At 70.4% G+C, this 24,826-nt stretch carries 18 protein-coding genes; 10 read left to right on the top strand and 8 right to left on the bottom strand.

The window, feature by feature from the left end; translation table 11 throughout:
- Window positions 1-75: 75 nt before the first annotated feature.
- The 6 genes from gabT (at window position 76) to RIN46_RS09750 (ending at window position 8,362) form a co-directional block, all read left to right on the top strand.
- On the top strand, window positions 76-1,461 hold the full coding sequence (gene gabT / locus RIN46_RS09775; protein WP_309082227.1) for a 4-aminobutyrate--2-oxoglutarate transaminase: 1,386 nt from the start codon (window positions 76-78) through the stop codon (window positions 1,459-1,461).
- A gap of 166 nt (window positions 1,462-1,627) precedes the next feature.
- On the top strand, window positions 1,628-3,778 hold the full coding sequence (gene paaZ, locus RIN46_RS09770; protein ID WP_309082228.1) for a phenylacetic acid degradation bifunctional protein PaaZ: 2,151 nt from the start codon (window positions 1,628-1,630) through the stop codon (window positions 3,776-3,778).
- A 136-nt stretch (window positions 3,779-3,914) separates the two neighbouring features.
- Window positions 3,915-5,663, top strand: a complete 1,749-nt coding sequence (locus RIN46_RS09765) for a BCCT family transporter (protein ID WP_309082229.1) — start codon at window positions 3,915-3,917, stop codon at window positions 5,661-5,663.
- 104 nt (window positions 5,664-5,767) lie between these two features.
- Window positions 5,768-6,919, top strand: coding sequence for an iron-containing redox enzyme family protein (locus tag RIN46_RS09760; protein WP_309082230.1), 1,152 nt, complete (start codon window positions 5,768-5,770; stop codon window positions 6,917-6,919).
- Window positions 6,916-7,920 carry a glycosyltransferase family 2 protein gene (locus RIN46_RS09755; RefSeq protein ID WP_309082231.1) on the top strand — a complete coding sequence of 335 codons (1,005 nt, stop codon included), beginning with the start codon at window positions 6,916-6,918 and terminating at the stop codon, window positions 7,918-7,920. Before RIN46_RS09760 ends, RIN46_RS09755 begins: the two co-directional genes overlap by 4 nt.
- Complete coding sequence (locus RIN46_RS09750; protein WP_309082232.1) at window positions 7,913-8,362, top strand: CDGSH iron-sulfur domain-containing protein; 450 nt, start codon at window positions 7,913-7,915, stop codon at window positions 8,360-8,362. The genes RIN46_RS09755 and RIN46_RS09750 overlap by 8 nt, the downstream gene beginning before the upstream one ends.
- Window positions 8,363-8,483: 121 nt before the next feature.
- Here the strand turns inward: RIN46_RS09750 and RIN46_RS09745 are convergent, their stop codons facing one another.
- The 5 genes from RIN46_RS09745 to RIN46_RS09725 all read right to left on the bottom strand — a co-directional run bounded on the left by RIN46_RS09745 (window position 8,484) and on the right by RIN46_RS09725 (window position 13,841).
- Window positions 8,484-10,163, bottom strand: coding sequence for a thiamine pyrophosphate-dependent enzyme (locus tag RIN46_RS09745; RefSeq protein ID WP_309082233.1), 1,680 nt, complete (start codon window positions 10,161-10,163; stop codon window positions 8,484-8,486).
- A 188-nt stretch (window positions 10,164-10,351) separates the two neighbouring features.
- Window positions 10,352-11,095 carry a nicotinamide mononucleotide transporter gene (locus tag RIN46_RS09740; RefSeq protein ID WP_309082234.1) on the bottom strand — a complete coding sequence of 248 codons (744 nt, stop codon included), beginning with the start codon at window positions 11,093-11,095 and terminating at the stop codon, window positions 10,352-10,354.
- Between the two features lie 149 nt (window positions 11,096-11,244).
- On the bottom strand, window positions 11,245-11,877 hold the full coding sequence (locus RIN46_RS09735) for a TetR/AcrR family transcriptional regulator (protein WP_309082235.1): 633 nt from the start codon (window positions 11,875-11,877) through the stop codon (window positions 11,245-11,247).
- Window positions 11,878-11,988: 111 nt separating this feature from the next.
- On the bottom strand, window positions 11,989-13,314 hold the full coding sequence (locus tag RIN46_RS09730; RefSeq protein ID WP_309082236.1) for an AMP-binding protein: 1,326 nt from the start codon (window positions 13,312-13,314) through the stop codon (window positions 11,989-11,991).
- Between the two features lie 71 nt (window positions 13,315-13,385).
- Complete coding sequence (locus RIN46_RS09725) at window positions 13,386-13,841, bottom strand: hotdog fold thioesterase (protein ID WP_309082237.1); 456 nt, start codon at window positions 13,839-13,841, stop codon at window positions 13,386-13,388.
- 210 nt (window positions 13,842-14,051) lie between these two features.
- On the opposite strand from RIN46_RS09725, the gene RIN46_RS09720 reads away from it, so the two are divergent.
- The 3 genes from RIN46_RS09720 (at window position 14,052) to RIN46_RS09710 (ending at window position 17,069) form a co-directional block, all read left to right on the top strand.
- Window positions 14,052-15,038: an ornithine cyclodeaminase family protein gene (locus RIN46_RS09720; RefSeq protein WP_309082238.1), complete on the top strand. Its 987-nt coding sequence runs from the start codon at window positions 14,052-14,054 to the stop codon at window positions 15,036-15,038.
- A 73-nt stretch (window positions 15,039-15,111) separates the two neighbouring features.
- Entirely contained in the window at window positions 15,112-15,762 is a 651-nt protein-coding gene (locus RIN46_RS09715) for a GntR family transcriptional regulator (RefSeq protein ID WP_309082239.1), read from the top strand.
- Window positions 15,763-15,845: 83 nt separating this feature from the next.
- Window positions 15,846-17,069 carry an amidohydrolase family protein gene (locus RIN46_RS09710; RefSeq protein WP_309082240.1) on the top strand — a complete coding sequence of 408 codons (1,224 nt, stop codon included), beginning with the start codon at window positions 15,846-15,848 and terminating at the stop codon, window positions 17,067-17,069.
- 97 nt (window positions 17,070-17,166) lie between these two features.
- Here the strand turns inward: RIN46_RS09710 and RIN46_RS09705 are convergent, their stop codons facing one another.
- Entirely contained in the window at window positions 17,167-18,663 is a 1,497-nt protein-coding gene (locus RIN46_RS09705) for a chlorohydrolase family protein (protein ID WP_309082241.1), read from the bottom strand.
- 200 nt (window positions 18,664-18,863) lie between these two features.
- Between RIN46_RS09705 and RIN46_RS09700 the strand changes: the two genes are divergently transcribed.
- Window positions 18,864-20,258, top strand: coding sequence for a DUF3100 domain-containing protein (locus RIN46_RS09700; RefSeq protein ID WP_309082242.1), 1,395 nt, complete (start codon window positions 18,864-18,866; stop codon window positions 20,256-20,258).
- A 115-nt stretch (window positions 20,259-20,373) separates the two neighbouring features.
- Here the strand turns inward: RIN46_RS09700 and RIN46_RS09695 are convergent, their stop codons facing one another.
- Together RIN46_RS09695 and RIN46_RS09690 are read right to left on the bottom strand one after the other, a co-directional pair.
- Complete coding sequence (locus tag RIN46_RS09695; protein WP_309082243.1) at window positions 20,374-22,659, bottom strand: S9 family peptidase; 2,286 nt, start codon at window positions 22,657-22,659, stop codon at window positions 20,374-20,376.
- A 129-nt stretch (window positions 22,660-22,788) separates the two neighbouring features.
- Window positions 22,789-24,826: DUF222 domain-containing protein (locus tag RIN46_RS09690; protein WP_309109459.1), on the bottom strand; the 2,038-nt coding region annotated here is incomplete at its 5' end.

Below are 24,826 nucleotides of genomic sequence, written 5' to 3'. Positions count from 1 at the left end.
GCACACCGCGGCATCCCGCGGCCGGTACGGACCCGCTCCGTACGTCGAACTCGTACCGACGAAAGGAAGGCAGTCATGGCGCCCTCCCTCACCTCCTCCTCCGCACTCCCGGACCTCGAGACGCGGCTGCCCCAGCAGCGCAAGCTGGTCACCGAGGTCCCCGGCCCGCGCTCGCGCGAGCTCCAGCAGCGCCGTGCCGCCGTCGTCGCCGGCGGCGTCGGCTCCAGCATGCCCGTCTACGCCGCGGATGCCGACGGCGGCATCATCAACGACGTCGACGGCAACGCCTTCATCGACCTGGGCTCCGGCATCGCCGTGACCAACGTGGGCGCCTCCTCGCCCGCCGTCGCCGCCGCCGTGAGCGAGCAGGCCACGCACTTCACCCACACCTGCTTCATGGTCACCCCCTACGAGGGCTACATCCAGGTCGCCGAGGAACTGGCGCGCCTGACGCCGGGCGACCACGAGAAGCGCACCGTGCTGTTCAACTCGGGCGCCGAGGCCGTCGAGAACGCCGTCAAGGTTGCGCGCCTGGCCACCGGCCGCCAGGGCGTCGTGGTCTTCGACCATGCCTACCACGGCCGCACCAACCTCACGATGGGCCTGACGGCGAAGACCATGCCGTACAAGTCCAACTTCGGCCCGTTCGCGCCGGAGATCTACCGGGTGCCGATGAGCTACCCGTACCGCGAGGAGAACCCGCAGATCACCGGCGAGCAGGCGGCCCGCCGCGCGATCAGCCAGATCGAGAAGCAGCTCGGCGCCGAGTCCACGGCCGCCATCCTCATCGAGCCGATCCAGGGCGAGGGCGGCTTCATCGTCCCGGCGGAGGGCTTCCTGCCGACGCTCGCCGCCTGGGCGCGCGAGAACGGCGTCGTCTTCATCGCCGACGAGGTCCAGTCCGGCTTCTGCCGGACCGGCGCCTGGTTCGCCAGCGAGCACGAGGGCGTGGTGCCGGACCTGATCACCATGGCCAAGGGCATCGCCGGCGGCATGCCGCTCTCGGCCGTCACCGGCCGCGCCGACCTGCTCGACGCCGTCCACCCGGGCGGTCTCGGCGGCACGTATGGCGGCAACCCGGTGGCCTGCGCCGCGGCCATCGCCACGCTGGACGTGATGCGCGAGCTCGACCTGGCCGGCCGCGCCCGCGCCATCGAGGGCGTCGTCGTGCCGCGCCTGCGCGCGCTGGCCGAGGAGCTCGGCGGCTCCGAGGGCCCGATCGGCGACATCCGCGGCCGCGGTGCCATGCTCGCCGTCGAACTGGTCAAGCCGGGCACCACCGAGCCGGACCCGGAGGCCACCAAGGCGATCGCCGCCGCGTGCCTCGCCGAGGGCGTCCTGATCCTCACCTGCGGCACCTACGGCAACATCATCCGCCTGCTGCCGCCGCTGGTCATCGGCGAGCAGCTGCTCGACGACGCGCTGACCGTGCTCGAGAACGCGATCCGCGCCGCCCGCTGACGCGGCTCGACCCGACGCCCCTGTGGCTGGCCCCCGCGGCCGAACCGGCACCGTCCGGTCCGGCCGCGGGGGCCTCTCGCTGTCCGGGCACCTCTGGGCCGGTCCTGTGATCCCTGCTACTGTGGTCATGATTACTGACCGATCGTTCAGGAAGGACTCGCCGAGGATGACAACACAGACGGCCGCCGCGCCGGAGACCACGGGAGCAGCGCCGATCGTGCCCAGCTACGTCCGGGACGCGTGGTGGACACCCGCGGACGACGTCGCCGGCACGGAGGTGCGGGACGCCAACACCGGCGAGGTCCTCGCCCGCGTCAGCACGGAGGGCCTGGACCTCCCCGCCGTCGTCGAGCACGCCCGCACGGTCGGCCAGCGCGAGCTCTCCCGGCTCACCCTCCACGAGCGGGCCCTGAAGCTGAAGGAGCTGGCGCAGTTCCTCAACGCCCGCCGCGAGGAGCTCTACGCAATCTCCTACCGGACCGGCGCCACCAAGATCGACTCGATGGTCGACATCGATGGCGGCATCGGCGTCCTCTTCACGTTCAGCTCCAAGGGCCGGCGCGAGCTGCCCAACTCCAACGTCATCCTCGACGGCCCGGCGGAGACGCTCTCGCGCGACGGCTCGTTCCTGGGCACGCACGTCTACACGCCGATCCCCGGTGTCGCGGTGCAGATCAACGCCTTCAACTTCCCGGTCTGGGGCATGCTGGAGAAGTTCGCGCCGGCCTTCATCGCGGGCGTGCCGACCATCGTGAAGCCGGCGACCCCGACCGGCCACCTCACCGAGGCCTGCGTCCGCCTCATGGTCGAGTCCGGCATCCTGCCCGCCGGCTCGCTGCAGCTGGTCTCCGGCTCGGCGCGCGAGCTCCTCGACGCGCTGGACTACCGCGACATGGTCTCCTTCACCGGGTCCGCCGAGACGGCCGACCGCCTGAAGTCCCACGCCAACGTGGTCAGCGGCGGCGTCCGCTTCACCTCGGAGACCGACTCGCTCAACGCGGCCATCCTCGGCCCCGACGCCGAGCCGGGCACCCCGGAGTTCGACGCGTTCGTCAAGGCCGTCGTCACCGAGATGACCGTCAAGGCCGGGCAGAAGTGTACGGCCATCCGCCGCACCATCGTCCCGAGGGGCCGGGAGCAGGCCGTGGTCGAGGCGATCTCGGCGCGGCTGGCGCAGCGCGCCGTCGTCGGAGATCCGCGCGCCGAGGGCGTCACCATGGGCGCCCTCGCCTCCCTCGAGCAGCTCCGCGACGTCCGCGGCGCCGTCGAGTCCATGCTCGCTGCCGGCGGCGAGCTCGCCTATGGCACGCTGGACGCGCCGGTGGTCCGGACCGCCGACGGTACGGAGTCCACGGTCGACGGCGGTGCCTTCATGTCGCCGCTGCTCCTGACCTGGGACGACGTCGAGGCCGAGGCCGTCCACTCGCGCGAGGCCTTCGGCCCGGTCAGCTCCGTGCTCGGCTACGCCGACCTGGACGACGCCGTCCGGCTCGCCGCCCGCGGCTCGGGCTCGCTGGTCGCGACCGTCTGCACCGACGACCCCGACGCCGCTCGGCGGCTGACGCTCGGGATCGCCGGGCACCACGGCCGCGTGCACATCCTCAACCGGGAGACCGCCAAGAGCTCCACCGGCCACGGCTCACCCGTGCCGCATCTGGTCCACGGCGGCCCGGGCCGCGCCGGAGGCGGCGAGGAGCTCGGCGGCGTCCGCGCCGTGAAGCACCACATGCAGCGGACGGCCGTCCAGGGCTCGCCGAACCTGCTGACGGCCGTGACCGGCGTCTGGCACACCGGCGCGGACCGCCGTCTCGCCGGCGCCGAGGAGTTCGGTGGCAGCGCCGAGAACACGCACCCGTTCCGGAAATCGCTGGCCGAGCTGCGGGTCGGCGACGGCTTCGCCTCCGGGCTGCGCACGGTGGCGCTGGAGGACATCCTGGACTTCGCGGAGAGGACCGGCGACACCTTCTACGCGCACACGGATGCCGCCGCAGCCGAGGCGAACCCGTTCTTCCCGGGCCAGGTGGCCCACGGCTACCTCCTGGTCTCCTGGGCGGCGGGACTGTTCGTCGAGCCCGCGCCGGGGCCCGTCCTGGCCAACTACGGGCTCGAGAACCTGCGCTTCATCACGCCCGTCGCGGCGGGTGACTCGGTGCGTGTGACGCTCACCGCCAAGCGGATCACGCCCCGCGTCACCGACGAGTACGGAGAGGTCGCGTGGGACGCCGTCCTGCACAACCAGGACGACGAGATCGTGGCGACCTACGACGTGCTCACCCTCGTCGAGAAGGAGAACACCACCTACAAGAACTGGGTCTGACTCGCCCGGTACCCGGTCCCGGATCCGTGGGACCCAGTTCCACGGATCCGGGCCGGGGAGGTGGAGATGAGCGCCGGATGCCGTTACGTTGGCAGGGAACCAGCGTTCTGACAACCGATTTCCGAGGTGACGACCCATGACTGCGCTGTCGAGACTGGCCGACCGGTGGGGGCTGCGCACCAGCTCCTTCCTCTTCTTCATATCCGCCGCGATCGTGGTCGTGTTCGCGGTGCTGACCATCGTGTTCGTCGAACCCATGGGCGCCCTGTTCGAGCAGGCGTCCGGCTGGCTGCTCACCAATCTCGGCTGGTTCTACATCTTCGGCGTCACGGTCTTCCTCTTCTTCCTCGTCTACATGGCCATGAGCCGGTGGGGCCGGGTGCGGCTCAGCGACGAGGACCAGGGGCCCGAGCACTCGGACAAGGCCTGGTTCGCCATGCTCTTCGCGGCGGGAATCGGCACCATCCTGATGTTCTGGGCCGTGGCCGAGCCCGTCTCCCACTTCGCGAACCCGCCGCGCGCCGGCGTCGAGCCCGGGAGCATCGAGGCCGCCCAGGAGGCGATGGGCTTCACGCTGTACCACTTCGGCCTCCACACGTGGACGATCTTCACGCTGCCGGCTCTCGCGTTCGCCTACTTCATCCACAAGCGACGGCTGCCGCCGCGCGTCAGCTCCATGTTCCAGCCGTTCCTCGGCGAGCGGATCCACGGTCCGATCGGCCGCGCCATCGACACCGTCGCGATCGTGGGCACCGTGCTCGGCGTGGCGGTCTCGATCGGACTCGGCACGCTGCAGATCAACGCGGGCCTGTCCCAGCTGACGGGCATCAGCGAGTCGGCCGTCGCCCAGATGATCATCATCGCCGTCGTCACGGGCGTCGCGATCGTCTCCGTCGCCGCCGGTCTGAACCGCGGCATCAAGGTCCTCTCCAACGCCAACATCCTGGTCGCCATCGGCCTGCTCGTCTTCGTCCTCGTCACGGGCCCCACGCTGGTGATGGTCAAGGGCACGGTGGAGAGCGCCGGAACGTACCTCCACATGCTCCCGGAGCTGATGTTCTGGAACGACACCTTCCACGACACGGGCTGGCAGAACAGCTGGACCATCTTCTACTGGGCCTGGACCATCACCTGGTCCCCGTTCGTCGGGATCTTCATCGCCAAGATCTCCAAGGGCCGCACCATCCGCCAGTTCGTCATGGGCGTCCTCGGGCTGCCCACGCTCTTCACGATCGTCTGGTTCGGCATCTTCGGCATGGGCGTCTTCGACATCGAGATGAACGGCGACGGCGGCCTGGTGGACCGCGTCGTCGACCAGGGCGACATCCCCGGGGCCATGTTCGAGTTCCTGACCAACTTCCCGCTGGCGAGCTTGACCTCCTGGATCGCCATCGTCCTCGTCGGCGTCTTCTTCATCACCTCCATGGACTCGGCAGGGCTCGTGCTGGACACCATGACCAATGGACACGAGGACCCCGCCCCGACCAAGCAGCGCGTCTTCTGGACGTTCTCGGTCGGCCTGGTCGCGGCGGCGCTGCTGCTCGCGTCGGGCGACCAGGGTCTCGCCGTCCTGCAGAACTTCATCACGGTCGTGGGCCTGCCATTCTTCGTCCTGGGCTTCCTCATGATGGGCAACATGCTGCGCGCCCTGAAGGAGGACGCCGGCGAGCTGCCGCCGCTGCAGACGCGCCGCTGGCTGCGCGTGCTGCCGCCGGAGGAATGGGTACGACGCCGCAGGGCCGGCACTGCTGGCGACGCCGTCATGGTGCCGGAGTCCGTGCCGGGCACCGAGCCGGAGTACACCGACGAGCCGTTCGACCTCGCGTACGACCCGGAGGCCGAGGGGGAGGGTGAACCGGTCGAGGCTCCGGGCCGGAGTAGCTGAGACCTTCCTGCGGGATCGCTGGGAGGGGGCTGATGCGGCGGCTCGCCGTCGGCTCGGGCGTCTAGACTGACGGAATCTCCAGCTCCTTGAGAAAGGCTGCTCTCATGAAGTTTCCTCCGGTCCGCGGAGCGGTCAGCTCCGCACTCCTCGACGTCCTCGCCTCGGCGCCCCACGGCGGTGCGGCTCCCACCCACGGCACGGCCCCGGCCGCCGCCGGCGAGCCGCTGCGCCGACTGGAGGACGCCGTCGTCGGCGCGTTGGCCGGGACGGCCGGCCTGGTGGCGGACGACGACGTGCAGCTGGCGCTCTACTGCCTCTACGAGCTGCACTACCGGGGCCTCGACGGGGTCGACCCGCGCTGGGAGTGGGACCCCGAGCTGCTGCGCGTGCGCGCGATCATCGAGTCGGCCTTCGAGGCCGAGTTGCGCCGGCTGGCGGCCGGCGTCGACCTCCCCGGTGCCGCCGGCTCGGCTCAGGACGGCGACACGCCGGACGGCGGCGCAGCGCCCCGGGACGCCGGCACGGTGGCCGAAGACATCGCCCGGACCCTCTTCGCCTTGGTCGCCGCCGACGACGGGCCCAGCGTCTCCCGGTACATCGGGGGCAAGGCGGCGGGCTGGCAGCTCCAGGAGTTCCTCGTCCACAAGTCGGTGTACCAGCTCAAGGAGGCCGACCCCCACACCTGGGCGATCCCGCGGCTGAGCGGGCGCGCCAAGGCCGCGATGGTCGAGATCCAGGCCGACGAGTACGGCGGGGGCCGCCCGGACCGGATGCACAGCGCCCTCTTCGCCGGCACCATGCGCGCGGCCGGGCTGGACGACGCCTTCGGCGCGTACGTCGGCCATGTCCCGGGCCGGACGCTGGCCGGAGTGAACATGATGTCGCTCTTCGGCCTGCACCGGCGGCTCCGCGGCGCCATCTGCGGCCATCTGGCCGTCTACGAGATGACGTCGTCGATCCCCAACAAGCACTACGCGCGAGGCTTCCGCAAGCACGGGTACGACGACGCCGCCGTCGACTACTTCGACGAGCACGTCGAGGCCGACGCCGTGCACGAGCAGATCGCCGGCCGCGACCTCGCCGGCGGCCTGGTGGCGGCCGAGCCCGAGCTGCTCGACGACGTGCTCTTCGGCGCGAGGGCAGCCCTCGCCGTCGACGCGCTGCAGGGGAGCGCGAATCTGGAGGCCTGGCGGCGCGGCGAGAGCTCCCTGCTGGTGCCGCTGCCGGAGGCCGAGCTGCTTCCGGCCCCCGCGTGATCCCGGACGCCCGGTACGTCCTGCCGCTGCGCTGGCGGGACGACGCCGGTCTGCCCGAGCTCGTCTCCTACCTGCGGCAGCTGGTGGAGTGGATCCCCGTCACGGTCGTGGACGGATCCGCACCAGAGCTCTTCCGCGCCCACGCCGCCGCCCTGCCCGCCGGCGTGGTCCACCTGCCGCCCGAGCCCTGGCCGGGCGGGAACGGCAAGGTCGCCGGCGTCATGACCGGCGTGACGCACGCCCGCGAGGAGCGGCTGATCCTGGCGGACGACGATGTCCGCTACGGGGCCGAGGCGCTGCACCGGGTCGTCGCGCTGCTCGCCGGGGCCGACCTGGTGCGCCCGCAGAACTACTTTGCGCCCCTGCCCTGGCACGCGCGCTGGGACACCGGGCGGACCCTGCTCAACCGCGCCTTCGGTGCCGACTACCCGGGGACGCTCGGCGTGCGACGCTCCCGCCTCCTGGCCGCGGGCGGATACGACGGCGATGTCCTCTTCGAGAATCTGGAGCTGATCCGCACCATCCGCGCCGCCGGGGGCCGCGAGGTGATCGCCCGGGATCTCTGCGTGCCCCGCCTGCCGCCGACGGTGCGCCACTTCGTCGGGCAGCGCATCCGGCAGGCCTACGACGACTTCGCCCAGCCGGGCCGCCTGGCCGCCGAGCTGTCGCTGGCCCCATTGCTCCTCTGGGCCGCCCGTCGGCCGCCGCGTCTGCTCGTGCTCGTCCTCGCCGCGATCGGGGCCGCCTGCTGGGGCCGCCGCGGCGCCGAGGGGGCGTTCGACCGGTCCGCGCCGCTGTGGGCTCCGGTCTGGCTGCTCGAACGTGCGGTCTGCATCTGGCTGGCCGTCGGCTACCGCCTGCGCGGCGGCGTGCCCTACGCGGGCTCGCGCCTGAGGACCGCAGCGCACTCGAGGCACGAGCTGCAGCAGCGGCACGCCGGCGGGGCCGCTCCCCGCGTCGCCGGGGCAACCGCGCCCGCAACGGGGGCCGACGATGCCTGATGCCACGCCCGATCGGCGCCGGGAGGACCGCCACGAGGCCCCGCCCCAAGGCGACGAACCGCGCCCCGACCAGCCCGGGGCTGCGGTCCACGGCACCGGAGCCCACGTACCCGCAGAACACGGAACCGCAGAACACGGAACCGCAGAACACGGAACCGCAGAACACGGAGCCGCTGTCCACGGACCAGGAGTCCGCGGCAGCAGGGACCACGACGCCGGCGCGCCTGAGGGCGCCGACGCGGCCCGCGCCGGGCCGGACATCGTCCTGTGCCCGAACGGGCCGCTGCTGGTCCGGGGCGACTTCCAGCTCGTCGACGCGACGGGGAGTCCTGTCCCGGCGAACCGCCGGACCGTCGCGCTCTGCCGCTGCGGCGGATCGGCGATCAAGCCGTTCTGCGATGGGACGCACAAGCTCAACGGATTCGACAGCGGCGACTTGTAGCGGGCCCGCTCGCCTCGCCCCGGGTTCGGTCCGCGCTGACGCGCCGCGTTCAGTACGCCGTGCCGCGCTGCACTCAGCAGGCCTCGGCGCGCCGCGCTCGATACGCCGTGACGCGCTGCACTCAGTAGGCCTTGACGCGCTGCTCCACGATCAGGTGGATGAGCGCGAAGCTGCCCTCCGCAGTCGCCGCCAGGGCGGCGTCGACGGCCGCCGGCACGTCGCCGTCGTGCTCGACGCGCACCCCGAAACCTCCGAAGGCCCGGGCCATGAGCGCGAAGTCCGGGTTCTTCAGCTGTGTGCCGGAGACGCGCTCGGGGTAGTCGCGCTCCTGGTGGGTGCGGATGGTCCCGTATTCCTGGTTGTCCATGACCACCACCAGGGGAGTGGCGCCGTACTGGGCCGCCGTGGCCAGCTCCTGGCCGTTCATGAGGAACTCGCCGTCGCCGGCGATGGTGACCACCGTCCGGTCCGGGTAGCGCAGCGATGCCGCCACGGCCGACGGCACGGAGTAGCCCATCGAGCCATTGCGCGCCGAGAGCATCGACGCGTACCCGTTGGTCGGGAAGTAGCGGTGCGCCCAGTTGGTGTGCTCGCCGGCTCCGAAGGTCACCATGGCGTCCTCGGGCAGCCGCGGCACCAGATTGGCCATCAGCGTGTCCATGCGCGCCGGCCCGTCCGTCGGGTCGGCGGAGGGCAGCGCCGCGAACTTCTCCTGCTCGCCGCGCATCCGCGAGGTCCACTCGACCCACTCCTCCTTCACCGGCAGGTCCATGCGGACCAGGTCCCGCACGAACACGTCCGGCTTCGCGACGATCTGGTGCGTGACGGGCCCGGAGCGTCCGCGCAGCGACGGGTCCATGGTGATGAGGAAGTTCTTCTGGTCCCAGTTCTGGCGGACGTTGAAGCCGTCGGTGATCACATCGCCGGGCACGGTGCCGACGAAGACCAGCAGATCCGTCTCCTCGAGCAGGTCGTAGGTCGGCTTCGGGCGACCGTAGCCGATCGGCCCCACGTACGACGGCGAGGCGAACGGAACCGTGCCCTCGCACCGCCACTCCGCGGCGGCCGGGAGGTGGTGATCCTCGAGCCATCGGGTGAACGCCTCGGCGCCTTCGGGGGTCCAGTCGTTGCCTCCGAAGACGAACAGCGGCTTCTCCGCCTCCTCGAGCGCGTCCTTGAGCGCCTTCCAATCGGTGACGGTCATGCCGCCGGTTGCAACGGGGATCGGCGGGTGCAGGGCCGAAGGGATCTCGCGCTTGATGATGTCCTCCGGCAGCCCGACCACGACGGGTCCCGGCCGGCCGGAGACGGCCGCGAACATGGCCTCGGCGACGATCTCCGAGGCCCGCTCGGCGTGGTCCAGGACCATCACGCGCTTGGCGCCGGAGCTGAACCAGGCCTTGGGGGAGAACTCCTGGAACGCCTCGCGGTCGCGATGCTCGAACGGGATGAGCCCGACGAACAGCACCATCGGCGTCGAGTCCTGCCAGGCGGTGTGCAGGCCGACGTGTGCGTTGGCCGCGCCCGGGCCGCGGGTCACCATGGCGACGCCCGGGACCTCCTGCATCTTGCCGTCCGCCTCGGCCATGTAGGCGGCGCCGCCCTCGTGGCGGCAGACCACCGTGTCGATGACGGACTCGTGGAGCCCGTCCAGCACGTCCAGATAGCTCTCGCCGGGGACCACATACGTGCGCTTCACGCCGTGGGCGACGAGTGTGTCGACGATGACGTGTCCGGCCGACTTGGTGGTGTGGGCGCCCGTCTGGGTGTCGGACTCGTGTGCGGGTGCGGTCAGGGTCATAGTTCCTCTTTCGCCGTTGAAAGGGTGGTCGTGTCAACTACGGGATAACGCTTTCCCGGGCGGATTCTTGCCGGTCTCCGCCTACAGTGAATCTAGCGGAGCCGCGGCTCGAATCGAACCCGGGCCGTCACGACGGCGCAACAGAGGTCCCCGCCGGGGTCGCGCTCCGGCGGGTCGGCGGGGTGGAGTCAGCTCGAGGCCGGAGCGTCCCGGTAGGGGTGCGGCGGGTAGTCGCCGGCGCTCTCCCCGTCGGGCAGCGTCCCGCTCCCGCGGACGTCGGCGTGCTCGTCGGGAGCCGGCAGCGCTCCCCACACGAACCATCCGTAGCCGGCGGCCAGAGCGAGCAGGACCAGGGAGAACAGCGTCCCCAGGGCCGGGTCGCCGCCGGCCACCAGCACCCCGACGTTCACGGCTCCAGCGGCCGCGGCCGCCAGCCAGGCCCACCGCACGCCGTTGGCGATCCCGACCAGTGCCGCGCCGATCACGGCCGCGCAACCGTAGGCGATCCAGATGCTGGCGGTGCCGGACTGGAACACGAACCCGCTGGTGAGCATCTGGCCCAGCCCCAGCGCGGTCAGCAGCACGGCCAGCACGAGGCCCCAGCCGAACTGACGCGGGCGGAGCGGTGCCCGGAGCGCGTTCCGCGTGAAGCGGCCACGGAGCGCGAACCGGCTGAAACGCCACAGCCCGTAGGCCGCCACGGCCAGCGAGGGAACGGCGGAGAGCAGGCCCTCGTAGCCGAAGGTGAGCGCGATGATGAGCGGTCCGGCGAACACCGCCACGATCTGCACCCACCAGCCGAGGTCGTTGCGGTGGGCCAGTAGCATCAGCGCCACGGCCGTCAGCAGGGTGCTCAGAGCGGACAGGGCGACCTGGAGGGCGGAGTCGCTGCCGAGGGGCTGATTGAAGAGTGTCGAGAAGATCTGATCCACGGCGGTTCATCCTACCGGCCGGGGCTGGGTGGCGGCTCCGCGCGGCGAGACCCTGGCGGCGGCCGGCCCGGGGCCGAGCGGCGCCGAGGAACGAACGGCCCAGCGGTGCTCGCGGTCCCGCCGGAGGGGCCTGCACTCGACGCGGCGGCTCAGAGGTTTCGCGTGTGCAGTCCGTCGAGCATCATCGCGATGGCGTTGTCCTCGACCTGCCGCGCGTCGGCCGGCCCGTCGGGGCGGTACCACTCCACCATGGAGTTGATGGTGCCGAACAGCAGTCGGGTGGTGGTGCGAGGATCGATGTCCTCGCGCAGCGTCCCCTCGCGCTGGGCCTCCACCACGAGGTCGGCGACCTTCCGGTCCACGGCACGACGGCGTTCCAGCGCCGTCCGCTCGACCTCCGTGTTCCCGCGCAGGCGCAGCAGCAGGGTCACGTAGGGCTGGCGTTCGATCAGCACGCGGATGGTGCTGCGCAGGAAGAACTCCAGCCGTTCCTCGGCCGTCCCCGTCCGGGCGCGCTCGTGCTCGGAGATCGCCTCGAGCGGCACCAGCGCCTGGTCCAGCGCCAGGCGCAGTAGGTCGCCCTTCGACGGGACGTGGTGGTAGATGGCCGACTTGCTGATGCCGAGGTTCTCGGCCAGCAGGCCCATCGACGTCGCGTCGTAGCCGTGTTTGTTGAACACCTGCACGGCGACGTTCAGGACCGAGTCCTGGTCGTAGCCGGGGCGGCCGCGCTTGGCGCCCGGGGAGAGCGCGTCGGAGTCGGCTTCGGCGGTGTGGGGCATGGAAGCCATTCTTTCACGCTCTCGGTGGCGGTGGCGGTGGCGGTGGCGGTGGCGGTGGCGGTTGCGGTTGCGGTTGCGGTTGCGGTTGCGGTTGCGGGCCGGGCCCGTGGGCTACTTGTCGCGGAGGTCGTAGATGCGCTTCAGCTTGCCCACGGACCGGGGGAGGGACTCGGGGTCGACGACGTCGATCCGGCAGCTGGAGCCGATGTGGATCTTGATCAGCTTCTGCAGCTCCCCGGCGGCCGCCCGGGCCCGGTCGGAGGTGCAGTCCTCCCGCCGCTCGACCTTGACGGTAAGCTCGTCCATGCGGTTCGGCCGGGTGATCTCGAGCTGGAAGTGCGGCGAGAGGCCGGAGACCTTGAGGATCAGCTCCTCGATCTGGGTGGGGAAGAGGTTCACTCCGCGCAGGATGATCATGTCGTCGCTGCGGCCGGTGATGCGGCCCATGCGGCGATGCCCCGGCCGGGCGGTGCCCGGGAGGAGCCGGGTCAGGTCGTGGGTGCGGTAGCGGATGATGGGCAGCGCCTGCTTGGTGAGCGAGGTGAAGACCAGCTCGCCGTGCTCGCCGTCGCGCAGCACGCGGGTCTCGTCGAACGCGTCGACGATCTCCGGACGGAAGTGGTCCTCCCAGATGTGGGAGCCGTCCTTGCCCTCGTTGGACTCGCCGGCCACGCCCGGACCCATGACCTCGGAGAGGCCGTAGATGTCGCAGGCGTCGATGTCGAACATCTCCTCGAGCTCGTGGCGCATCTCCTCGGTCCACGGCTCCGCGCCGAGCACCGCGACCTTCAGCGACGTCGACCGCGGGTCGATTCCGGTGTGCTGCATGGCGTCGCCGATCGTCAGCAGGTAGGTGGGGGTGCAGAGGATCGCCTCCGGCTGGAAGTCCTGGATGAGCGTGATCTGCTTCTCCGTCTGCCCGCCGGACATCGGGATGACCGTGGTGCCCAGCTTCTCGGCGGCGGCGTGCGCGCCGAGGCCGCCGGTGAAGAGACCGTAACCGTAGGCATTGTGGACCCGCCAGCCCGGCTTGACGCCGGAGAGCCGCAGGCAGCGCGCGCCGAGCCCGGCCCAGTTGTCCAGGTCCGTGGCCGTGTATCCGACGACGGTCGGCCGGCCGGTGGTGCCCGACGACGCGTGGATGCGGGCCACCTCCTCGCGCGGCACCGCGAACATGCCGAACGGGTAGGTCCGCCGCAGGTCCTCCTTCTCCGTGAAGGGGAACTTCGCGAGGTCGGCCAGTTCCTTCAGGTCGCTGGGGTGGACGCCGGCGTCGTCGTACTTCTGCTTGTACAGGGGCACCCGGTTGTAGGCGTACGCGACCGTCTCCTTGAGCCGCTCCAGCTGGATCGACTCGATCTGGTCGCGACTCATGGTCTCCTCCGGATCCAGCGGATTGCGGAGCGGGGAGCCGGGGGTTGCGGGTGCTTGCGTCATTGCGGCCTGCCTGAGGGGAGTGGGGGCGGGAGAGCGGGCGGAGCGCGACGGATGCCGGCCCGCCGCGGGGACTAGCGTTTCGGGACGGTGCGCGAGCGGCCGCGGAACTCCGCGATGACCTCGTCCTCGCCGCCCGGGACCGATTGAAGGATCTGCACGTCGTAGAGGCCGCTGCGCCCGGTCTGGGCACGGCGGTCGGCGATCGCCGTGAGGGTGCGCCCCGGGATGCCGGAGCGCAGGAAGTTGACGTCGACGCCGGAGGCCACGGTGATGGTGTCGGCGCTGCCGAGATGCGGGTTGCACGCGAGGGCGAAGGTGGTGTCCGCGAAGGCGAAGATCATGCCGCCGTGGGCGATGCCGAAGCCGTTCAGCATCTCCTCGCGAAGCGTCATGGTGGTGGTGGCGTGGCCGTCCGCGAGGCGGAGGACCTTCAACCCCAGCCAGGCGGCGGTGCGGTCGTCGGCCAGGATCGGATGGTCGAGCGTCTCCGGCGTGCTGCCGAGTTCCTCGGCGGTGGCCTCAGTCATCGGCGGACCTCCTGTTTTATTTACCGAACGATCATTAGGTAATACCGGAAGTGTGACCCGCGTCAAGTATGCGTCGCATCGAGGTTTCGCCGATGTCGGTTCCGCGCCGCGCGTCTTGAGTCGGCCCGGCTCGCTCTGTGCGCTATTTGGCATACCAAATTCGGGGTACGATGTAACGAACGACACTCCGTCCGTGAAAGGGCTGGCTCCATGACCTTGATCCTGAACGCCTCGTCTCTGCAGGCTGCCATCGACATGCCGTCGACCGTGGAGGCCGTGGAGCGCGTCTTCGCCGACTCCGCTCGCGGCTCCGCGGCCCAGCCGACGCCCGTGGCCATGGGCGTCCCGCCGGTGGACTCGAGCTTCATCGTCATGCCCGGCATCGCCGCGGGGGAGGCCATGGCGTCGGTGAAGCTGCTCGCCGACATCCCCTCCAATGCGGAACGGGGGCTGCCGACGCAGCGCTCGACCATCATGCTGACCAACCACGTCACCGGTGAGGCGCTCGCGATCCTGGACGGGCGCGTGCCCACGCGGATCCGCACGGCCGCGGCCAGCGCGGTGGCGAGCCGGCACCTGGCGCGCCCCGACTCCCGGGTGCTCGGTCTAGTCGGGGCGGGGGCGCTCGCCGTGGCCCATGTCGAGGCGATGCTGTGCGTGCTGCCGATCGAACGGATCGTCGTCTGGTCCCGCACCAGCGAGCGAGTGGAGGAGTTCCGGGCCGCGGTGGCGCACCACGGCCTGGAGATCGTCGCGGCCGAGAGCATCGAGGCCGTCTTCACCGGGAGCGACGTCGTCTGCACGCTGACGCCGTCCGTCGAGCCGATCGTGCGCGGCGAATGGTTCCGCCCGGGGCAACACATCAATGCCGTGGGGGCGCGGCCGAGGCCGGGGGAGCGGGAGATCGACTCCGCCGGCATGGCGCGGGCGCGCGTAATCGTGGACCACCGGGGAACGGCTGCGGCGAAGTCCGGGGAGTACCTGCTGGCCCTCTCGGAGGGCGTCATCGTGGAGACCGACATCGTCGGCGAGCTCGGGCAGGTGATCAGCGGCGAGGTCGTCGGGCGGACGAGCGGCGAGGACATCACGCTCTTCAACTCCGTCGGCATCGGCCTGCAGGACCTGGCCGTGGGACGGCTCGCGTACGACCGCGCCCTGGAGCTCGGCCTCGGGTACGACGTCGACATGTCCAGCTAGGGCGCGGGTGCCGATACCCTAGGATCTCGAAAGGCGGTCCCGTGGGCCGACGAATGACGGTGGAGGGCGGAGCATGTCGGGTCGAGCGGAGTTCAAGCCGGAATCGGTCCGTGTCACCGAGCAGATCCGCAACGAGATCATCGACGGGGTCCGCGCCCCGGGCAGCAAGCTCGTCGAGCGGGACCTGGCGGAGGAACTCGGCGTCAGCCGACTCCCCGTCCGCGAGGCGCTTCAGGCCCTCGTCGGCGAGGGCCTCGTCACCCCACGTCCGCGGAGCTGGGCCATCGTCCGCGAATTCACCGCCTCGGACATCGCTGACCTGATCGAGGTGCGCGCCGCACTCGAGGTCCTCACCTTCAAGCTGGCCGCCCAGCGCCGCTCGCGTGCCGCGCTGGAGGAGCTGCACCAGGCGCTGCAGGAGGAGCTGGAGGCCGCCCAGGCCGGCGAGGCGGTCGCCGCCCGCCGGGCCGGGGTGCGCTTCCACGAGATCGTGACGCGGATGGCCGGCAACGACCTCCTCCTGGAGGTCCAGGGCTCCCTCTCCGCCCGGATGCGCTGGTTGCTCTCGCAGCACCACGACCTCGAGGGGATCGCACGCGAGCACGTCGGACTCTACGACGCCCTCGCCCGTCGCGACGCGAGCGTCATGGAGTCCCTGGTCGTCCAGCACCTGGAGACCAGCAGGATCAACGCGGCGGAGGCCACGGGGCAGCGCCTGGCCTGAGCCGCGCCGGGAGCGACCCTGACAACCAGTGCGTCTGGTATACAGTTCTCACGTCGCCCACATCACGTTTCGGGAGGAAGCCCATGCTCATCAGTAATGTCCGGCCGTGGGCCGGAGAAGCCAGTGACGTCCTCCTCGAGGGCGACCGCATCACGGCAGTCACCGCCCATGATCCGGCCCGGGAGCTCGGTCCATCCGACGTCGAGGGCCGCGGACGCATCCTGATCCCCTCCTTCTCGGATGTGCACGTCCATCTCGACTCGACGCGAATCGGGCTGCCGTTCCGCGAGCACACGGGCGGGCCCGGAGTCTGGACCATGATGATGAACGACCGGGAGAACTGGCGCCACGCGGAGATCGATCTGCCCGAGCGCGTGGCGGGCACCCTGGAGCGCATGATCGCGCGGGGCGCCACCCGGGTGCGCACCTTCGCGCAGGTCGACGTCGACTGCAGGCTCGAGAAGTACGAGGCGGTCGTCGCGGCGAAGGAGAAGTTCGCGAGCGAGGCCGACGTGCAGGTCATGGTCTTCCCCCAGGCCGGCATCTTCCGGGAGCCCGGAACCGAGAAATACCTCGATGACGCGCTCCGGGCCGGCGCCGACGTCATGGGCGGGATCGACCCGTGCCAGTTGGACCGCGACCCCGCTCGCCACCTCGACACCGTCTTCGCCCTGGCGGAGAAGCATCAGGTGGAGGTGGACATCCACCTCCACGAGATGGGCACGATGGGCGTGTTCTCCACCGAGCTGATCGCCGAGCGCACCCGCGCCCTGGGGATGCAGGGCAAGGTCAACATCTCCCACGCGTTCGGGCTCGGCGGCGTCGACGAGGCGACGACGCGCCGGCTGGTCGAGCTCTTCGCCGAGCTGGACATCTCGTGGACCACGGTGGCGCCGAGCATCACCGATCACCTCCCGATCGCCGAGCTGACGCGCGCCGGCGTCCGGATCGGCTTGGGCGAGGACGGCCAGCGCGACTACTGGAGCCCCTACGGCAACTGCGATCTCCTCGACCGCACGTGGCAGCTGGCCTTCGTCAACGGCTTCCGCCGGGACGAGCTGATCGGGCACGCACTGGCCATCGCGACCATCGGCGGCGCGTCCATCATGAGCCACGACGTCCCGCGCCTGGCGTCACTGTCGGACCGGCCCGGCGTCGCCGTCGGCGACCGCGCGGACCTGGTGCTGGTCGACGGCGAGACCATCGCCTCCACCGTCATGGACCGCGGCACCGACCGCACCGTGATCCACGACGGCCGGGTGGTCGCGGACGGATTGAAGGTTCTCTCCGTCGCCGAGAGCTACTGAGCCCGGCGACGCAGCCGCACCGCACGAAACGAAACGAGGCGGCACCGGATCGATCGATCCGGTGCCGCCTCGTTCTCGTCGGGCCGTCGGCCGGCCGTCAGGAATTCGCCAGCTCGGTGGCAACCTCCGCTGACTGCGCGGCCGGGTAGGTGGCGGGGAACAGCTCCTCCGTGCCGCGCCGGCGGTAGTCGCGTTCGGAGTAGGCGGCGACCATCTGGTCGAAGAGCGCCTGCCCCTCGGCCCGCAGCTCCTCCAGGTCGATGCCGGGCAGCCCGCCGTCGACGACCACTGGCTGTCCGGCGACGAAGGTGTCGGTGACGTTGCGGGCCGAGCCGTTGAGGATCAGCGTGCGCAGCGGGTCCTCGACCGCACCGTCGCGGAAGTCCGTCAGCGAGGCGATCGTCAGGTCGGCCTGCGCACCCGGGGCGATCCGCCCCAGATCGGGGCGTCCGAGCGCTGCTGCGCCGCCGAGGGTCGCGGCATCGAAGAAATCGGAGATCCGGCCGGCGTCCAGCCGCTCCTCGACGAGCCGGGCCAGGTGCGTTCCGACGTCGATGCCCTTGATGAGGTCCGGCGGGAAGGAGTCGGTGCCCAGGCACATGTTGACTCCGGCCGCCTTGAAGGCATCGAAGGACCGGAGGGCCTTGGAGTAGTGGAAACTCGTCAGCGGGCAGTGAATGATGCTCACGTCGTTCCGGGCCAGGACGCCCAGGGGTCCGTCGTCCGCGGCGGCCCCGGGCTCCAGGGCATCGATGACGATGCCGTGCGGGACCAGGAGCCGCGCGTCGAGGAGCCCCGTGTCGACCAACTGCTCCAACGTCGTGCGGCCGACCCGCTCCGCCAGGAAGCCATCCTCCGCGGGTGACTGCAGGCAATGCAGGCGGACCAGCGCATCCCGTTCGACGGCGGCGCGCGCCGTGGCGCGCATGAGCTCGTCCGAGAGCGTCTCGATGCGGCAGGGGAGCAGCACCCCGGTGACCAGTGGGTGGTCGAGCTCCGCCGCATAGTCGAGGAAGCGCAGCGCGTCGGCCAGGCCCCGGTGGCCCTCCTCCTCGTCGAAGAGGACCACGCGCTCGCCGTCGTCGTCGGTGACGTTGATGCCGGAACGGTAGGCCGGTCCGAGGAAACCGCGCAGCCCGATCTGCAGGCTGGTCTCGGTCATGCCGGCGAGCTCGTCGAACGTCTCCGCCCACGTGCTGTGGATCTCCGAGGCGATCGGCATGTAGGTGGTGACGCCGTGGAGGGCCAGCTGGGCGAGGGCGAACCTGCGGACGGCCTGGCGCTGCTCGGGGGTGAAGACGTCGTGGCGGCGGTTCTCGAAGTAGTCCCGGGACCACTGCAGGCCGGGCGCCGTCTCCGGTGTGGGCCAGGAGTCGATGATCATGTGATCGATGTCGGTCAATGCGTCGAGGTCGATCAGGCCGGGCATGATCAGGCTCTGCCCGTAGTCTCGACGCTCGTCGACGGGGTCGTCGTAGTCGGTGCCGACGTACAGGACCTTGTCGTCCTCGACGACGACGTGCCCGTCGGTGATCAGCACGTGTCGTGTCCCGTCGAATCCGAGTATGTACCGTGCGCTGAGCTGCGTGATCAAGATTCCTCCAAGCCTGAACTTCTGTATGCCAAATTTGCTCCGGTGCCGCCTGTGACCCCGTGGACCTCTCGCATCCCCTGCCAAAGAAGGCGAAACATGTGACACCGTCCCTTGTTGGGTGGCGTGATCCAGCTTACACTCGTGTATACCAAATTGAGAGCGTTGGTTGACGACGACCAATATCTGCGAGAGGCAAGACTATGGAGAACCAATCCACCAGCAAGGTGGACGCGGCGACCGCCGTCGACGAACCCGTGTCCACCGGGTCGGACCTGTTCACACCCAGGGCACGGCAGTGGACGGGAATGATCTTCCTATCGACCGCGATCTGCGTCGTGGCGATCATGCTCGGAACGCACAAGATCGAGGTCGGGAATGCGGCGATCGTCCTCATGCCGATCCTGTGGGCCGTCCTGCTGGGTGCGATCATCGGCGTGCAGCGGCTCAAGCCTCTCTCCGGCCAGAGCCGCGCCGTCTCCTCCGTGCTGCTCGACATCAGCATCGTCCTCTTCTTGGCCGCGCTGGGCGTGAACGTGGGCCCGGCTCTCAGCCAGCTGACCGACATCGGCCCGGCCATCCTGCTCCAGGAAGTCGGCCACATCTTCGGTACCGTGCTCCTCGCGCTGCCGGTGGCCGTGGGCCTGGGGCTCGGACGCGTCGCGATCGGTGCCACGTGGGCCATCGACCGCGAGTCCTACCTCGCCTACGCACTGCAGAAGTTCGGCGTGAAGCACCCGATCTACCGCGGCGTGTTCTCTGTCTGGCTGCTGGGCAGCGTGTTCGGCGCCGTCTTCGTCTCCCTGCTGGCGGGCCTGCTCGGTGGAACAGGCATCTTCGACCCCCGTTCCCTGGCGCTCGGACTCGGCCTCGGATCCGGATCGATGATGATGGGCGGCGTCGCGGCCCTGTCGATCCTCTACCCGGAGAGCGCCACGGAGATCCTGGCCCTCGCCGCGCTGTCGAACCTCGTCACCAACCTGGTCGGCTTCTACGCGGGCGTGTTCCTCTCGCTGCCGCTGGCGCAGCGGCTGTACAAGTTCTGGGCGAAGGTCTTCGGCCGGGACGACGAGGGCCGCAGCGTGCGGAGCAAGCGGGGGGCTGCCGCCCGCCAGCGCGATCAAGACGTCGACGTGACGGCGGTAGTGGCAGACCCGGAAGTGAGGATGACGCCGAGGACCTGGGTCTTCGCCTTCGCCGTCACGCTGGCCGTGGGCCTCCTCCTCAACTTCGTCGGCACCAGGAGCATCAGCTGGGCCGACGCCGGGGGCATCATCATCCTCGGGGCACTGACCGCCGTGGCGTTCGTGCTGGCCCGGAAGTTCCGCTCGGTGCCGCCGAGCGTCTGGGTCCTGGCGCTGGCCACGCTCGTGTCCGCACCATTCATGCCCACGGCACCGACCGTCATCGCAGCCACCCAGCACCTGGACGCGCTGTTCGTCGGCCTCGCCTCGATCGCCCTCCTGGGTCTGAACCTCGGACGGGATGTCAAGGCACTGAAGACGCTGAACTGGAAGATCGTGATCGTCGCCATGGTGACGTTCTCGTCGACCTTCATCGCAGCCGTCCTCCTGGCGGAGAGCGTCATCAACCTCTGAGGGTCGCCTGCCCCTTACCCCGCAGGCAAGCGGCCCGGCGGCACCTCACGTGCCGCCGGGCCGCTTCCGCGTCCGGGGAACCCTGCCGGGTCCAGCTCGTACGTTCGGGCCGCTCCTATCGGACGCGAGCGCCGTCCAGCGGTTCGACCTCCGCCACCCGTTCGACGGCGCCGAGCGCGTCGAGCACGAACGCGTAGTCCCAGGCGCGGTCTTTCCAGCCTTCGTAGCGGCCGGAGGCGCCGCCATGTCCGCCGTCCATCTCGATCTTCATGACGATCGGCTCGTCGCCGGTCGTGACGTCGCGGAGCTTCTGCACCCACTTGGCCGGTTCGACGTAGAGGACGCGCGTGTCATTGAAGCTCGTCACGGCGGCGATCCGTGGGTACGGCACTGGTGCGATGTTCTCGTAGGGCGAGTAGGACTTCATGTACTCGTAGACCTCGCGGTCTTCGATCGGATTGCCCCACTCCTCCCATTCGAGTGCGGAGAGCGGCAGCTCCGGATCAAGGATGGACGTGAGCGCATCCACGAAGGGGACTTGGGCGACCACGGCCCGGTAGAGCTGCGGGGCGAGGTTCACCACGGCCCCCATCAGCAGGCCACCAGCGGATCCACCCATGGCCGCGATGCGATCCGGTGCGGCCCAGCCGCGCTCGATCACGTGCTCCGTGACCGAAACGAAGTCCGTGAACGAGTGCTTCTTCGCGAGCTTCTTTCCGTCCTCGTACCACCGGCGCCCCAGCTCGCCGCCGCCGCGCACATGCGCGATCACGAAGACCACGCCCCGGTCCAGCACGCTGAGCCGCGGAATCCCGAAGGCGGGGTCCATGCTGATCTCGTAGCTGCCGTAGCCGTAGACGAGCGCCGGATTGGTGCCGTCCGGCTGGACCGAGCGGTGGCGGATGACTGTGATCGGGATCCGCGTGCCGTCGGCAGCCGTGGCCCAGTCCCGCTCGGCGACGTACTGAGCGCGGTCGTAGTGGTGGACCGTCGTCTCCTTCCGAAGCTCCAGGGCACCGCTGGCGAGAACGTAGTCGTAGACGGACGACGGGGTGAGGAAGGACGTGTAGACCAACCGGATGACCGGCGACTCGAACTCGGCCCCGGCGAGGGCGCAGGTGTACAGCGCCTCGTCGAACTCCGGCTCCACGGGTTCGGTCTGCTCGGGGGTCCCCAGCCCGGAGAGCGGCAGGATCTGGACGCGCTCGGTCGTGTCCTTGCGCACCGAGACGATCAGGTGCGTGCGGGTCACGGCGGTGCCCTCGACCTTGACGTCGTCGCGGTGCTCCACGACGGTCTGCCATGTCTGCTCGACGAACGGCTTCTCGAACTCGACGGAGGGGACCAGGGAGACCATGTTGTTGACGGCGTCGTCCGTGGCCGGGCCCCGGTTGTGGGTCACCACATAGTGTCGCTCGCCGTTCAGGCTGATGGGATCCATGCTGTGGAGGACCCGCGCCTCGCGGGAGAGGAGCAGCCGCGGCTTCGCCTCGTTGTCGGTCATATCGAGCGAGAGCGACTCCGAGTACTCGGAGTTCCCGACGCCGATCACCAGCTCGGTGCGGTCGGGGGAGACATCGAAGCCGGTCCACATGCCCGGATCGTCCTCCTCGAACAGCACAACGTCTGCCGCCGCATCGGTGCCGAGGACGTGGACCTTGATCTGGTGCGGACGCCACGAGTCGTCGACGACCGTGTAGTAGACACGTCGACCGTCGGGCGAGAACGCCAGTCCGTAGAACACGTTCTCCACGATGTCGGGTAGCAAGTCTCCGGTCCGCAGGTCCTTGATCCGCAGCGTGAACCGTTCGTCCCCGGCGTTGTCGACGGCGTACGCCAGCAGGTGCCCATCCTCCGAGACGGCCATACCGCCCAGCGAGAAGAAGGGCTGCCCCTCGGCCTCGGCGTTGCCGTCGAGGAGGATCTGTTCACCGGCGAAGGGCTCTCCGGGCTCGATCGTCGGGGGAGTCCAATCGGCGGCCAGGTCGCCTGTCTCCTGGGCCGCCACGCGGCAGTGGACCGGGTACTGCTGGCCTTCCTCCGTGCGCACGAAGTACCACCAGCCGCGCTTGCGGGAGGGCACGGAGAGATCGGTTTCCTCGGTCCGGACCTTGATCTCATTGAAGATCGCGTCCCGCAGTGGCTGCTGTCCGACCGTGACGGCCTCGGCGTAGTCGTTCTCTGATTTCAAGTGAGCGACGACCTCCGGATCCTCCTTATCGCGGAGCCACTCGTAATCATCGACGAATGTGTCCCCGTGATGGTTGCGCTCCACTGGCGCCTTCCGGGCCACGGGCGGCGTCGGGCGGTGCGGTGCTGCTGTCGCGAGCGCGGAGTTGCTCGGTGCCGGCTCGGTCGGGTCTGCTGCGGCCCTAGGGGCCGTGCCTGCGGTATCGGTCATACGCTCCATTCAACTCCACGTTCGGACCCGTCGCACGAACGAGGCGCCTTGTTCGCGGTCGGCTGTTTCAGCCGGGTAGTGAATCCTGAGTGTGACTGGACCAACGATGTCGCGATGGCGCCCCACTGCCTAGAAGGGGATGGGTGTCGGTTCGGGTGGGTCGAGCGGCAGGAGTGCTGTCTGGTCGGCCGTTTCGGGGTGGAAGTAGGGGTTGCGCATCAGGGGTCTCTGCGGGTCGACGGTCGCCGGTGGCCTCCAGAGTGGGATGCCGGTGCTGGTGTCGATGTCCCAGGTGCTGTTGTCGGCCAGGGTGTGGTGGAACAGGCAGCACAGGGCCCCGTTGGACAGGTCGGTGGTCCCGCCTTGGTGCCAGGGGATGACGTGGTGGGCCTCGCACCAGGTCGCCGGGACCGTGCAGCCGGGGAACGTGCAGCCCCGGTCGCGGATGGTCAGGGCGCGGCGTTGGGCGGCAGTGAAGGTCCGTTGGGCGCGTCCGAGGTCCAGGACCTGGCCCTGGTCGCCGAGCACGGCCGGCAGCACCGCCGCGTCGCAGGCCAGTTCCCGCAGCTGCGCCGGCGGCATCATCGGCGTGTAGACGCCCCGGCTGAGGGGCAGCCGCCACGACGAACCACCCGACGGCTCATCCGGTAGGCCTCCCAGGGGGCCGTCGTCCCGGCCACCCGGTGGGTGTGCCGACCGGCCGGGCCCTCCGGGCCGATCGGAGTGCCCTGGAGGACTGGCCGTCTGGTCGTGCGGGCCGCTGGATGCATCGGTTCCGTTCGTCTGGTGCAGCAGGGTCTGGTGGTCGATGGTGACCATGACGACGGGGCGCTGGCCGCCGGTGGAGGGCAGCCGGTCCGTGGCCAACGCGATGTTCAGGGCGGCGAGGATCCCGTCGAGCTCCTGCTGCGCCCGCGACCGCTCATCCGCGAGCGCGGCCCCGGGCTCGGGCAGGAACGCCACCGGAACCGCCGAAGCACCGGGACCCGGACCGGGATCAGGGCCAGCGCCGGCGGCGATGCCGCCGCCGGCGGTCGTTCCCGCCCCGCCGGCCGCGGAACCGCCATGATCCTTCTCGCGCTCGTGCTCACGCCCGTGCTCGTGTCCGTTGGCGTCGACGCCGACGCCGCTCCTCGTGCCCGTCCGGGCCGTCTTCTCCGTGGCGGCCGCGAAGTCGCCATGATCCTTCTCGTGCTCGTGCTCGTGCTCGTGCTCGTCTCCGTTGGCGTCCACGCCGCCACCGGCGTCCGTTCCCGCCCCGCCGGCCACGGAGCCAATAGGGCCCGCATCGGCGGCCGCGCCGGATAGCGGTCCGTCTGCTCCCGGCCCGTCCCGCCCGTCGGCGGCCACGCCGGAGAGCGGGCCGTCTGCTCCCGGCCGGTCCGTATCGGCGGCGGGCCCGCCGGCGGCAGATCCCTTCGCTCCGGTCGCCTCGTCGTTGATGTCGTTGTTGGTGCGGGGGTTGGTGGCGGCGCCGGTGACGGTGCGGAGGATCTCGAACTGCGCGGTCGTGACGTTCAGATGGAACCGGTGCAATCCCTGCCGCCGGCCCTTGTAGAACAGTCCCTGCTGGGACTGCTTGACCGCCGCGGAGGGCTCGAGGCCGTCCTGGTCGATCGCGACCTCCCACTGCTGGGCCACGGCCTCGACAGTGCGCGGATCGAAACGCCGGGCCGCCTGCGCGAGGTTCTCCTCCATCGCCTCCCACATCCGCACCGCGTCCGGGCCGAGCTGGACGGCCCGCGGGGCCACCCGGTCCAGGCAGCGCACCGCGATCACCGCGGCCTCCGCGGAGACCTCCCCGGCAGCAGCAGCCTCACCCAGATGCGGGTACCTCGGCACCAACGCCTCACCAGTGAGCGCACGGCGGGGCAGCAACGACCCGGCCAGGTTCAGGCGCCGGTTCGTCTCGGTGGTCGTGACGCGTTCGGCGTGCCGGTACCAGTCCGCGGTGCTCTTGAACTCCGACAATCCCCGGCCCGTCCCGCCGGCACCGGCCCCGGCGAGATCGGCCTCCTCGGCGACCCGCGCCCCGAGGACCCGCCCGAAGTCCGTGCCCCGGCCCACGCCCTCGAGCAGGTGCACCAGCCGGGCCGCCGGCCCCGGATCCCACGGACCTTCGCAGACCGCCTCGGCCGTCTCCGCGAGAAGCTCCCGGACCACCACA

The organism is Zhihengliuella sp. (assembly GCF_031178195.1).
Taxonomy (GTDB): domain Bacteria; phylum Actinomycetota; class Actinomycetes; order Actinomycetales; family Micrococcaceae; genus Zhihengliuella.
Note: the sequence above shows the minus strand (reverse complement) of the source record. Positions and strands in the feature narration are given on the sequence as shown.

What these genes read in the sequence shown, in the direction of transcription:
- RIN46_RS09750 (WP_309082232.1), top strand. Translation starts at nt 7,913, where the DNA reads ATGCCTGATGCCACGCCCGATCGGCGCCGGGAGGACCGCCACGAGGCC.
- RIN46_RS09720 (WP_309082238.1), top strand. Translation starts at nt 14,052, where the DNA reads ATGACCTTGATCCTGAACGCCTCGTCTCTGCAGGCTGCCATCGACATG.
- RIN46_RS09765 (WP_309082229.1), top strand. Translation starts at nt 3,915, where the DNA reads ATGACTGCGCTGTCGAGACTGGCCGACCGGTGGGGGCTGCGCACCAGC.
- RIN46_RS09695 (WP_309082243.1), bottom strand. Translation starts at nt 22,659, where the DNA reads ATGACCGATACCGCAGGCACGGCCCCTAGGGCCGCAGCAGACCCGACC.
- paaZ (WP_309082228.1), top strand. Translation starts at nt 1,628, where the DNA reads ATGACAACACAGACGGCCGCCGCGCCGGAGACCACGGGAGCAGCGCCG.
- RIN46_RS09710 (WP_309082240.1), top strand. Translation starts at nt 15,846, where the DNA reads ATGCTCATCAGTAATGTCCGGCCGTGGGCCGGAGAAGCCAGTGACGTC.
- RIN46_RS09745 (WP_309082233.1), bottom strand. Translation starts at nt 10,163, where the DNA reads ATGACCCTGACCGCACCCGCACACGAGTCCGACACCCAGACGGGCGCC.
- RIN46_RS09730 (WP_309082236.1), bottom strand. Translation starts at nt 13,314, where the DNA reads ATGACGCAAGCACCCGCAACCCCCGGCTCCCCGCTCCGCAATCCGCTG.
- RIN46_RS09700 (WP_309082242.1), top strand. Translation starts at nt 18,864, where the DNA reads ATGGAGAACCAATCCACCAGCAAGGTGGACGCGGCGACCGCCGTCGAC.
- RIN46_RS09735 (WP_309082235.1), bottom strand. Translation starts at nt 11,877, where the DNA reads ATGCCCCACACCGCCGAAGCCGACTCCGACGCGCTCTCCCCGGGCGCC.
- RIN46_RS09725 (WP_309082237.1), bottom strand. Translation starts at nt 13,841, where the DNA reads ATGACTGAGGCCACCGCCGAGGAACTCGGCAGCACGCCGGAGACGCTC.
- RIN46_RS09760 (WP_309082230.1), top strand. Translation starts at nt 5,768, where the DNA reads ATGAAGTTTCCTCCGGTCCGCGGAGCGGTCAGCTCCGCACTCCTCGAC.
- RIN46_RS09715 (WP_309082239.1), top strand. Translation starts at nt 15,112, where the DNA reads ATGTCGGGTCGAGCGGAGTTCAAGCCGGAATCGGTCCGTGTCACCGAG.
- gabT (WP_309082227.1), top strand. Translation starts at nt 76, where the DNA reads ATGGCGCCCTCCCTCACCTCCTCCTCCGCACTCCCGGACCTCGAGACG.